Here is an 11,435-nt window from a genome sequence, read left to right as displayed (position 1 = left end):
TTTAGTTATTTTTATTGGCTGAGCTTGATTCTCTTTCTATTAATTCAAAATCTAAAATATGTCTTAAGTCTAAGCTTTTCACATTGCTTAAATCGTTATACTGACCCGATGCAAGTAACGTAATGGCAAGCTCAGCCATTTCATTAATAGGCTGTTTTACCGTAGAAATATTTGGCCAAACTATAGTTGCAAGTTGCGTGTCATCAAAGCCAACAACCGAGAGTTCGCTTGGAATATTAATACCTTGTTTTTGAGCTATTGAGATTACAGCGGCCGCCATATCATCGTTAGCTGCAAAAATAGCTGTTGGTTTATCATCAAGCGAAAGTAATTTTATTGCCGCTTCCATGCCCGATTGATAGGTAAAACTGCCCTGCTCTATATACTCAGGTGGCGTTATTATTTTATTAGAACGCAATGCATCTAAATAGCCTTGGTAACGCAAACGGCTTACACCTTGTTTAGTGTCGCCAATAATATGTGCAATTTTGCTATGCCCTTGATTTATTAAATGCTCTGTAACATCAAACGCCGCTTGGTAATCGTCCATGCATATATAAGGGGAGCGATTTAATTTTGTATCTGGTGTTATTCTTACAAACGGAACATTTGCTTTAGTTAGTACATCTAAAACCTGTTCGTTGTCGCACATTGGAGGCAGTAAAATCATGCCATCAACCTGTGTAACATCAATAAGTTGCTTTACCGATTCAATTGTTTTGTCAATATCGGTATGCGCTTCGTCAACAACAAGGTGATAGCCCAATGCGCGGCATTTTTTAAGCGCTGCCAATAAAAACTGGCTTATGTAAGAGTCACTTGGGTTATCGTACAACAGTCCTAAAAAGAATGACTTAGTACTAGCAAGACGCCTAGCAGACACATTTGGCCGGTAGTTTAATTGCTCAACAACCGCCATTACTTTTTCGCGGGTTTTGTCGCTTACTTTTTTGTCTTGGTTGAGCACGCGCGAAACTGTCATCATTGATACACCAGCCTGCTCGGCTACATCTTGTATTCTTGCTCTTTTAGGATCGGCCATTACTGTTATTACCTACTCACAATCAGTGGATTGTTATAATTAACTTTCTTAATTTTCATTATACATAATTGTAAAGCTTGATATTGTTTATAGCGCGTTTTAAATGATTACTTATTGACAAAGTCTTATACTACACTGAAAATGTTAGCGCTAACAACAAATTTATAATATCCACACCCAATAATATAAAAAACTTAAAAAGGCCTATATTATGAGCATGCTGCAAAACCCAATTCTAAGAGGCTTTAACCCAGACCCAAACATTGTCAGAGTTAATAACGATTACTACATAGCCACTTCAACATTTGAATGGTTTGGCGGTGTGCAAATTCACCACTCTACCGATTTAGTAAATTGGCGAGTTATAGGCCAAGCACTTAACACCGTAGAGCAACTCGATATGCGAGGAGTGCCCGACTCTTGCGGCGTATGGGCTGCGCAACTTAGCTACAACAATGGGTGTTTTTATTTGGTATATACCAATGTAAAAAGCTTTGATGGCCCTTGGAAAGACACACCAAACTATTTTGTATCAACCACTGATATTACCGGTAACTGGTCACAAGCGACTTACTTAAATTCTAGCGGTTTTGATCCGTCTATTTTTCACGATGATGACGGTAAAAGTTATTTACTCAACATGTTGGTTGATCACCGCAACAACGCACTCTTTGGTGGCATAGTGATGCAAGAGCTTTGCCTAAAAACCAATAAGCTAATAGGCGATGTTAAACCTATATTTGCAGGCACAGAGCTTGGATGCACTGAAGGCCCACATATTTTAAAACGCGGCGATTACTACTATTTAATTACCGCTGAAGGTGGCACTGGGTATGAGCACTGCATTAGTGTTGCGCGCTCTAAAAACGTATTTGGCCCTTACCAAGCACACCCGCACAACCCCGTAATAACAGCAGCCCACGAGCCGAGTAATACGCTGCAAAAATGTGGCCATGGAGATTTTTTTCAAACACAAACCGGTGATTGGTACACGGTATTTTTAACATCAAGACCACTGACTGAGCGTGGCCGCTGCATTACAGGGCGTGAAACAGGGATTGAGCAAATAATCTGGAAAGACGATGACTGGCCTTATGCCAAACACACAAATAAAGCCCCCAGAATACACGTACCCGTTGAAGGTTTAATGCTAAATCCACAGCCTCAACCCTCAACACATATTGATTTTAGTAACGATGATCTGACTGTTGATTTTCAGTCATTGCGTATACCCATGTGCAAAAGCTGGGTGTATAAAAACACTCAAAAAGCATCGCTTACCCTAGTAGGTAAAGAGTCTTTAAGCTCATTGCATCAGCAAAGTTTTATTGCCAGGCGTGTACAGGCTCATCATACTGTTAGCAGCACATGCGTTGATTTTGCGCCGAGCAGTTTTCAACAAATGGCGGGGCTAGTATGTTATTACAACACCGCGCATTACTACTATTTGCATATAAGCGGCAGCGATGTAGGCGATGAAACCACACCGCGTTATTTAAATATAATAAGCTGCGATAAATATCAAACAAGCACGCCTGTTGCACCGTTTTTGCTTAAAACAAACAAACCTGTTTACTTAAAAGCTGATTTTAATGGCGCTCAGCTGCAGTTTTACTACGCCACCGAGAAAAACTGCTGGATAAAGTTTGGCCCTGTGCTCGATGGCAGCATTTTATCTGATGATTACGTACAGCAATCACCGCAAGGGTATCGCCCTTGTTTTACCGGCGCTTTTGTTGGTATGGCCTGCCAAGACTTATCGGGGAGAAATAAAGAAGCTCACTTTTCATTTTTTAATTATGACGAACCTAGCGGCGAATAAATCGCCGCCAGTTAAGTTTATTAGTTGATTTAGAGCTGATATAAAATTTTTAAAGCTTTTTAAAACTCTCTTAAACCTCCTTTAAAACAGGGCTTTAATACGCTCCATTTGCGATTGTAAAAGTAAACTCTGAGAGTGACTCATAATGTCACTCTCTCGTTTATTTTCGCTCAGTAAGCGCCCTACTTCTTGGGCTTCAAAGCTGTAACCTTGTGACTGCCTGCCATCTTCAAAATGCTCAATTAAGTCATCAAGCTCATACAAAGAGCACTCATAAGCCCTAAATGCATCAGGTATTTTTATATAGCCTTTGTCGCCAATAATATACGCGCCATTCCCTAACCGGCATTGAAATGACGTTGCTAAGCTCACCATTACATCGCCACAATTAGCAGTAATAAGTACATCGTCTTCCACGCCTTTGTAGCGAATATTTGCTCTTACGTATAAGTTTTCAAGGTCGTTATTTAAAAAGTAATTGGCAATGGCAAGCGGATAAATTCCCATATCAAGTAAACAACCGCCCGCTAAATCGGGGTTGTATTCACGCCCGTCGGGATTAAAAGGCACGGGGTAACCAAAGTCGGCTTTAACATGCTTAATAGTGCCAATTCGCCCTTGCTCTACCCATTGTTTAGCTTTTTGTATTGCAGGTAAAAAGTACGTCCACATGGCTTCCATTAAAAATACGTCGTGCTTTTTAGCCAGTAAAGACAAATACTTACACTCTTCAGCCGAGACCGTAATGGGCTTTTCGCACAATACATGCTTGCCTGCTTTAATAGCATCGCTGGCATTTTTAAAGTGAAAGTTATGCGGGGTCGCAATGTAAACCACATCAACGTTTTTATCGTCAAATAATGCTTGATACCCTTCGTAGGCATTGGCCGCACCATACTTGCTCGCAAAAGCGGTTGCATCATCCCCGCTTCTTGCTGCAACTGCATACGCAATCCCATTATTTGTATGTGCTAAGTCTTCACAAAATTGTGCCGCAATTCGTCCGCAGCCAACAATACCCCAGTTTATTTTTTTCATAGTGTTTCCTTATGATCTTAAAAAGAAATTTAAGTGAACTCCAACAATCAAGCTATAAACTTGCAAATTAATTGTTAAACATAGTTTAAAACTAGCTTGACTTAACAATATCAAATCATTAATGTTAGCGCTAACACTAAAACAACATTAAGCATCACATTTATGTTCCTTGGTATCGATTTAGGCACTTCAGGTGTAAAAGTAATTATTTTAGACGAGCAAGACCAATTGCTTGCTCAAGCGAGCGGTTCTTTGAGCGTTTCACGCCCGACCCCCCTTTTTTCTGAACAAAATCCAGCAGATTGGTGGCTCGCTACATCTAGCGCAATCGAGGAGCTTAAAAATACTCACCCTGCATTACTAAAGTCAGTAAAGGCTGTGGGCCTTTCTGGGCAAATGCATGGCGCAACACTACTTGATAAAAACAATAGTATTATTCGCCCCGCCATTTTATGGAACGACGGGCGCAGTGCAGCACAATGTGTAGAGCTTGAAAAACGCGAACCAAATTCTCGTAATATTACCGGCAACATAGCAATGCCTGGTTTTACTGCACCTAAATTGGTGTGGTTAAAAGAGTTTGAACCAGAAAACTTTGCAAAAGTAGCCAAAGTATTATTACCAAAAGACTACCTACGCTTTTTAATGACTGGTGATTTTGCATCAGACATGTCTGACTCAGCAGGCACACTGTGGCTAGACGTAGAAAAAAGAGCATGGTCGCAAAAAATGCTTAGCGCTTGCGACTTAACAGAGCAACACATGCCTACCCTTTTTGAGGGCACACAAATTACTGGCAAATTAACAGCCCAAGTTGCTACTAAATGGGGTATGGAACAAGTGCCTGTTGTTGCAGGCGGTGGCGATAATGCCGCAGGCGCTGCTGGTGTTGGCGTAGTAAGGCCTAAACAAGCGTTTTTGTCATTAGGTACTTCGGGCGTTTACTTTGTTGCTAACGATAAATTCCTGCCTAACCCAGAAGGTGCAGTACATACCTTTTGTCATTGCATTGAAAACACCTGGCACCAAATGTCAGTGGTGTTAAGCGCAGCAAGCTGTTTAACCTGGGTCACTAAATTAACCGGTTTTAAAAACGAAAGCGCATTGCTTGAACAAGTAAGTAAATGCGATTTTAGCAAACCAAGCTCAGTCATATTTTTACCTTATTTAACTGGCGAGCGTACGCCGCATAATAACCCCGATGCCAAAGGCGTATTTTTTGGTTTAGACAGCGATACCGATGCAGCAGCTCTTGGCCGTGCAGTACTCGAGGGCGTTGCTTTTGCCTTTGCCGATGGCCAACAAGTACTGCTTGATGCCGGCGCACAAATTGACGATGTAACCGTTATTGGTGGCGGCGCTAAGAGCCCACTGTGGGGAAAAATCATCGCAAGCGTACTTAACCGCCCCCTTATTTACCGAGAAGGCTCAGAAGTTGGCCCTGCATTTGGCGCCGCAAGACTTGCCCGAATAGGAGTAGAACAACTCCCTGCACAACAAGTGTGTGTTAACGGCAAAGTAACGCAAACAATTGAGCCAGACCCAGTCATGCAAAACTTTTACGCACAGCAATACACAACATACAAAGCACTTTACCAAAGTGTAAAAACATACTTTTAATACACTATTATAAAATTAATGGAGCACATTATGAGCGAGCAATTTTTTACAAACGTTGAAAAAATTAAATTTGAGGGTGAAAACTCTAAAAACCCATTTGCATTTCGTTACTACGACGAAAACCAAGTAGTGCTTGGCAAAACAATGAAAGAACATTTACGTTTTGCAGCCTGTTACTGGCATAACTTTTGTTCTACAGGGTTTGATATTTTTGGTGAAGGTACGTTTGACCGTCCTTGGATCCAACCTGTAGGCAATCAATTAGAACTTGCTGAACAAAAAGTAAAAGTAGCTTTTGAATTTTATGAAAAATTGGGCGTTCCTTACTTTTGTTTTCATGATGTTGATATTGCCCCTGAAGGCAAAACACTACAAGAAAGCCACGATAACGTAACGCACATAGCAAACATTATCGAAAAAGAAATGCAGCGCACAGGTGTAAAACTACTGTGGGGTACTGCTAACTTATTCTCAAATCAGCGTTTTTGTGCCGGTGGTGCAACAAACCCTAATCCTAATACGTATGCATATGCAGCAGCACAAGTTAAACATGCAATGGAAATTACGCATCGTTTAGGCGGCGAAAACTACGTACTTTGGGGTGGTCGTGAAGGTTACGACACGCTACTAAATACAGACCTTGCACAAGAAAGCGAACAGTACGCACGCTTTTTGAAAATGGTTGTAGAGCACAAGAAAAAAATTGGTTTTAAAGGCACATTATTAATTGAGCCAAAACCACAAGAGCCAACTAAGCACCAGTACGATTACGATACAGCAACGGTTGCAGGCTTTTTATACAAGCACGGCTTACAAGACGAAATTAAAGTAAACATTGAAGCAAACCACGCAACACTTGCGGGTCATAGCTTCCACCACGAAATTGCAGTTGCTTGCGCTGAGGGCATTATGGGTAGTATTGATGCTAACCGTGGCGACATGCAAAACGGTTGGGATACTGATCAATTTCCTAACGACGTAGCTGAGTGCACACTTGTTGTTTACGAAATTTTAAAAATGGGTGGTTTTACAACGGGCGGCTTTAACTTTGACACTAAACTTCGTCGTCAATCGTGTGAGCGTGATGACTTATTCATTGGTCACATTGGCGGTATGGATACGATGGCTAAAGCATTACTCAATGCAGCAGCAATGATTGAAGGTGGCGAGCTGACTGATTTTGTTGAAAAACGTTACGCTGGTTGGAAAGAAGACCTAGGTCAAAGCATTCTAAATGGTGAGCAATCACTTGAGAGCCTTTCAGCCTTAGTACACGAGAACAACATCGATCCTAAGCAAGTTTCTGGGCGCCAAGAACTGCTTGAGAATATTGTTAACCGCTACGTATAAGGACATCGCCTCGGTTTTAAAGCCGAGGCGTACATCATTATGAACTTGTTAGAACAACTCAAAAAAGTAACCACGGTCGTTGCCGACAGTGGCGATGTAGAGTCAATCAAAGCTCTACAACCGGTTGATGCAACAACCAACCCTTCGTTAATTTTACAAGCTGCAAAATTACCTCAGTATAAACATTTAATTAGTGATGCTATAAGCAAAGCTGGCAACAACGTTGACGCTATTTGCGACCAACTTATTGTTAACTTTGGCTGTGAAATACTAAAAGTAATACCTGGGCGTATATCAAGCGAAGTAGATGCGCGTTTATCGTTTGACACCCAAGCAAGTATTGCCAAAGGGCGTAAGCTTATTTCACTTTACGAGCAAGCGGGTATTTCAAAAGACCGCGTACTTATTAAACTTGCTTCAACGTGGGAAGGCATTAAAGCCGCTGAGCAGTTAGAAAAAGAAGGCATTAAGTGTAACTTAACGCTGCTTTTTTCGATGGCGCAAGCCATTGCGTGCGCGCAAGCTAATGTAACACTTATATCCCCGTTTGTTGGTCGTATTCTTGATTGGTACAAAGCCCGCGATAATAAAGAATATACCCCAAACGAAGATCCTGGTGTGCAGTCGGTTACCGGTATTTATCAGTACTATAAAAAGTACGATTATAAAACCGTGGTAATGGGCGCAAGCTTTAGAAACATTCAGGAAATAATCGAACTTGCTGGCTGCGATTTACTGACTATCTCGCCATCATTACTCAATGATTTACAAAGCCAAGAAGGTGAACTGGTTACAAAGCTTGACGCTGCAAACATTGCCAAAGCACCGCAAAGCGACATAACCCCACTCACCCACGAGCAATTTTTATGGCAGCACAACGAAGATCCAATGGCCAGCGAAAAGCTCGGTGAAGGTATTCGTAACTTTGCCAAAGATCAGCGTATTTTGGCTAAATTGGTTGAAGACTTACTAAACTAATTTCCCTCAAGCCTGCTACATAACGTGCGGGCTTTTTTAATTTTATTTGAGGTAATACATGACTCAACTTTCTTCTCGTGCGCCTTTTGCTAATGCCATTCGTGCACTCAGTATGGATGCGGTACAGCAAGCAAACTCAGGGCATCCGGGCGCACCTATGGGTATGGCCGATATAGCCGAAGTACTGTGGAACGATTTTTTAAACCACAATCCAACCGATCCAAATTGGCCAAACCGAGACCGCTTTGTACTCAGTAACGGGCACGGCTCTATGCTTATTTATTCTTTATTGCATTTAAGCGGGTACGAACTACCACTTAGCGAGCTTAAACAATTTAGACAAATGCATTCAAAAACCCCAGGTCACCCTGAATACGGTTACACCCCAGGTGTTGAAACAACCACAGGTCCGCTTGGTGCCGGTTTATCAAATGCCGTAGGCATGGCCATTGCCGAAAAAGCCTTAGCAGCACAATTTAACAAAGAGAGTTTTGATATTGTTGATCATTACACTTACTGTTTTATGGGCGATGGCTGTTTAATGGAAGGCATATCGCACGAAGCATGTTCGCTTGCTGGCACATTAGGCCTGGGTAAACTTATTGCTTTTTGGGACGATAACGGCATATCTATCGACGGACACGTTGAGGGCTGGTTTACCGACGATACCGCTAAACGCTTTGACGCTTACGGCTGGCATGTAATAAAAGATATTGACGGCCACGACCCAGAACAAATTGCAAACGCTATTGCACAAGCAAAACAAGTGAGCGATAAACCTACCCTACTTTGTTGTAAAACCGTGATTGGTTTTGGCTCGCCAAATAAATCAGGCTCGCACGACTGCCATGGCTCGCCATTAGGTAATGACGAAATAACTGCTACACGCAAATTTTTAAACCTCCCAAATAAAGCATTTAGTATCAGTGATGATATTTACGCCCATTGGGACGCTAAACAAAGCGGTGATAAAAAACAAAAACAATGGCAACAACTGTTTAGCGACTACACCAAAAGACACCCTGAGCTTGGCAAAGAATTTGAGCGACGCGTAATTAAACGCACCCTGCCTGACAACTTTGAAGCCATGGCAAACAACTATATTGCACAGTGCAACAATGACGCCGCTAACATTGCCAGCCGAAAAGCCTCGCAAAACACCATTGAAGCCTTTGCCCCGCATTTACCAGAGTTACTGGGTGGCTCTGCCGATTTAGCCGGTTCTAACTTAACGCTGTGGTCTGGCTCCAAAGGCATAAGCGCAGATGACGCCAGCGGTAATTACCTGTTTTATGGCGTGCGCGAGTTTGGTATGAGCGGCATTATGAATGGCATATCACTGCACAGTGGTTTTATTAATTACGGTGCTACGTTTTTAATGTTTATGGAATACGCCCGTAACGCAGTAAGAATGTCGGCACTTATGGGTATTCAAAATATATTTGTGTATACCCACGACTCTATTGGCCAAGGTGAAGACGGCCCAACTCACCAACCTATTGAGCAACTAGCCAACCTACGTATGACGCCAAACCTAGTAACATGGCGCCCATGTGACGCAGTAGAAACCGCCGTTTCGTGGAAAAACGCGATACAAAATCAGAAGCAACCTACCGCGCTTATTTTTAGTCGCCAAGGGCTCAACCACCAGCCACGTACAGCTCAGCAAATTAGCGACATAGAAAAAGGCGGCTACATTCTTAGCGAAAGCAATAAAACGCCTGAGCTTATTTTAATTGCAACTGGCTCTGAAGTTGACTTAGCAATGCAAGCCGCAAAAGAGCTTACAGCACAAGGCGTTGCAGTGCGTGTGGTATCAATGCCAAGCACCACATTGTTTGATCTACAATCAGACGATTACAAGCAAAGTGTATTGCCAAACTCGGTTGTAAAGCGCATTGCAATCGAAACCTCACACCAAGATTACTGGCTTAAATATGTAGGCTTACAAGGCAAAGTAATTGGTATGAGCACTTTTGGCGAGTCGGCGCCAGGTAACGTGTTATTAGAGCATTTTGGCTTTACCACCAAAAATGTAGTGAGCACCGCGCAGGCGTTAATTAAAGCCAACGCTTAATACTTTTAAAAACACAATTTTATCCAATTAATGCGCTAAGTATCCCAATGCTTAGCGCATTTTTAAATTTAAGGAATATGATGAAATACTTACTATTAATTATGCTTTTTAGTGCAGGTACTAGTTTTAACGCATGGGCAAATGACAAGCAAAATGATGAACTAATGCTGACGATTTTTTTAAAGCACGACCAATCAAAAAACCTCTCTGAAATAAAAGAAATACTCAACAACGCTAACTTTTACAAACACTTCCCGCCAGAGGGCGCAACAGTAGAATCTTGGAAAGTAATGATGGGCATAGGGCAAGTTGTTACTTTGCGTTTTCCGGCAGCCTTATTACCAAAAGTAAATTTATCGATTGAACGTTATGGTTGGAAAGCTTACAGTACTGAGTTTTACCCAACTTACGATCTGTATCCAATCGTAAAAGAAGAAATTAAAAAAGCCAGAATGAACAATTAAAAGAGTAACCACCATGACAACTTCACTTGTTCAATACACACTAAGTAATGAGGCAAACGACACTATTTCTATTATTAACTACGGTGCCCGGCTTACCAGCTGGGTTACCCATGTTGATAATAAAAAACGAAATATTGTACTCGGCTATTCTAATATTAATAACTATTTAAACGACACGTTTTACTTAGGCGCAGTAGCCGGACCTTATGCAAGTAGGCTAAGTAACGCCCAAATACATATTGATAATAAAGCTTATGCGCTTAATAAAAACGAAGGCAATAACCAACTTCATGGCGGGCATAAAGCATTAAGCGACTTGTTTTGGCAGCTCGATTATCATCACAAAAATGCATTAAGTTTAAGTATTACCTTACCCGATGGTTACAACGGCTACCCCGGTAAAACTATATTTAACGTGCTGTATACCTTTACCACTAACAGTAAAAACCAAAGTAATCTTGATATTAAATTTACGATTACCAGTAATAAAAAAACCATTGCAGGGCCAACAGCGCACCCATATTTTAATTTAAATGGCATTACTAACAGCGCACAAGGGCATACATTAAAACTGGCCGCCGCGCATTATACCCCCGTAGATACAAACTCCATTCCCACAGGTTTAATAGTCCCTGTAGCAAATACAACTTTTGACTACACAAATGCGCGGGTGCTTAATAAAACCGATAAACTCGATCATAACTTTGTAACCGAGCAAGTGCTTAATCTGCAAGCCAATAAGCGACACGCAGCGCTTACAAGTGCTGATGAACAAGTAATGCTGAGTGTATTTTCTAACTACCCTGCTATTCAGGTATATACGGGGCAGCATTTAAAAAGTCCTTTTAATGCACATGACGGTATTTGCCTAGAACCGCAATTTTGCCCCGACAGCCCAAATAACCCACACTTCCCATTTAGCTATTTAACACCACAAGTGCCTTTGCAAACACACATTAGTTACTGCTTAACTAACTTGAAATCTTAATAATAAACCTATCAAAAATAGCTATTTTAAGCGCTTAAAACCAAAAAAGGATCGCT

9 protein-coding genes are annotated in these 11,435 nt (G+C 41.5%); 7 read left to right on the top strand and 2 right to left on the bottom strand.

All coding sequences use genetic code 11. The annotated features are described in order from the left end of the window. Position 1: 1 nt before the first annotated feature. Positions 2–1,042, bottom strand: coding sequence for a LacI family DNA-binding transcriptional regulator (locus GQR52_RS06055; protein ID WP_165727822.1), 1,041 nt, complete (start codon positions 1,040–1,042; stop codon positions 2–4). A gap of 211 nt (positions 1,043–1,253) precedes the next feature. On the opposite strand from GQR52_RS06055, the gene GQR52_RS06050 reads away from it, so the two are divergent. Next, entirely contained in the window at positions 1,254–2,864 is a 1,611-nt protein-coding gene (locus tag GQR52_RS06050) for a glycoside hydrolase family 43 protein (RefSeq protein ID WP_165727821.1), read from the top strand. A gap of 81 nt (positions 2,865–2,945) precedes the next feature. Here GQR52_RS06050 and GQR52_RS06045 read toward each other — a convergent pair whose 3' ends face one another. Continuing rightward, positions 2,946–3,902: a Gfo/Idh/MocA family oxidoreductase gene (locus GQR52_RS06045; protein WP_165727820.1), complete on the bottom strand. Its 957-nt coding sequence runs from the start codon at positions 3,900–3,902 to the stop codon at positions 2,946–2,948. Positions 3,903–4,064: 162 nt separating this feature from the next. On the opposite strand from GQR52_RS06045, the gene xylB reads away from it, so the two are divergent. The 6 genes from xylB to GQR52_RS06015 all read left to right on the top strand — a co-directional run bounded on the left by xylB (position 4,065) and on the right by GQR52_RS06015 (position 11,379). Continuing rightward, the gene (gene xylB / locus GQR52_RS06040; protein ID WP_165727819.1) at positions 4,065–5,522 is read left to right on the top strand and encodes a xylulokinase; all 1,458 of its coding nucleotides are present in this window, start codon (positions 4,065–4,067) and stop codon (positions 5,520–5,522) included. Positions 5,523–5,552: 30 nt separating this feature from the next. After that, the gene (gene xylA / locus GQR52_RS06035) at positions 5,553–6,872 is read left to right on the top strand and encodes a xylose isomerase (RefSeq protein ID WP_007375167.1); all 1,320 of its coding nucleotides are present in this window, start codon (positions 5,553–5,555) and stop codon (positions 6,870–6,872) included. A 39-nt stretch (positions 6,873–6,911) separates the two neighbouring features. Then, a complete protein-coding gene (gene tal, locus GQR52_RS06030) occupies positions 6,912–7,850 on the top strand; it encodes a transaldolase (protein WP_165727818.1) in 939 nt (312 codons plus the stop codon). Between the two features lie 58 nt (positions 7,851–7,908). Continuing rightward, positions 7,909–9,927, top strand: coding sequence for a transketolase (gene tkt / locus GQR52_RS06025; RefSeq protein ID WP_165727817.1), 2,019 nt, complete (start codon positions 7,909–7,911; stop codon positions 9,925–9,927). Positions 9,928–10,007: 80 nt separating this feature from the next. After that, the gene (locus GQR52_RS06020; RefSeq protein ID WP_165727816.1) at positions 10,008–10,391 is read left to right on the top strand and encodes a hypothetical protein; all 384 of its coding nucleotides are present in this window, start codon (positions 10,008–10,010) and stop codon (positions 10,389–10,391) included. Between the two features lie 13 nt (positions 10,392–10,404). Next, positions 10,405–11,379 carry an aldose epimerase family protein gene (locus GQR52_RS06015; protein WP_165727815.1) on the top strand — a complete coding sequence of 325 codons (975 nt, stop codon included), beginning with the start codon at positions 10,405–10,407 and terminating at the stop codon, positions 11,377–11,379. Positions 11,380–11,435 lie beyond the last annotated feature (56 nt).

The sequence above is a fragment of the Pseudoalteromonas sp. 31A1 genome, assembly GCF_011378815.1.
Lineage (GTDB): Bacteria > Pseudomonadota > Gammaproteobacteria > Enterobacterales > Alteromonadaceae > Pseudoalteromonas > Pseudoalteromonas arctica.
Note: the sequence above shows the minus strand (reverse complement) of the source record. Positions and strands in the feature narration are given on the sequence as shown.

Coding starts and splice junctions, on each gene's coding strand:
- GQR52_RS06055 (WP_165727822.1), bottom strand. CDS start 1,042: ATGGCCGATCCTAAAAGAGCAAGAATACAAGATGTAGCCGAGCAGGCT.
- GQR52_RS06050 (WP_165727821.1), top strand. CDS start 1,254: ATGAGCATGCTGCAAAACCCAATTCTAAGAGGCTTTAACCCAGACCCA.
- GQR52_RS06045 (WP_165727820.1), bottom strand. CDS start 3,902: ATGAAAAAAATAAACTGGGGTATTGTTGGCTGCGGACGAATTGCGGCA.
- xylB (WP_165727819.1), top strand. CDS start 4,065: ATGTTCCTTGGTATCGATTTAGGCACTTCAGGTGTAAAAGTAATTATT.
- xylA (WP_007375167.1), top strand. CDS start 5,553: ATGAGCGAGCAATTTTTTACAAACGTTGAAAAAATTAAATTTGAGGGT.
- tal (WP_165727818.1), top strand. CDS start 6,912: ATGAACTTGTTAGAACAACTCAAAAAAGTAACCACGGTCGTTGCCGAC.
- tkt (WP_165727817.1), top strand. CDS start 7,909: ATGACTCAACTTTCTTCTCGTGCGCCTTTTGCTAATGCCATTCGTGCA.
- GQR52_RS06020 (WP_165727816.1), top strand. CDS start 10,008: ATGAAATACTTACTATTAATTATGCTTTTTAGTGCAGGTACTAGTTTT.
- GQR52_RS06015 (WP_165727815.1), top strand. CDS start 10,405: ATGACAACTTCACTTGTTCAATACACACTAAGTAATGAGGCAAACGAC.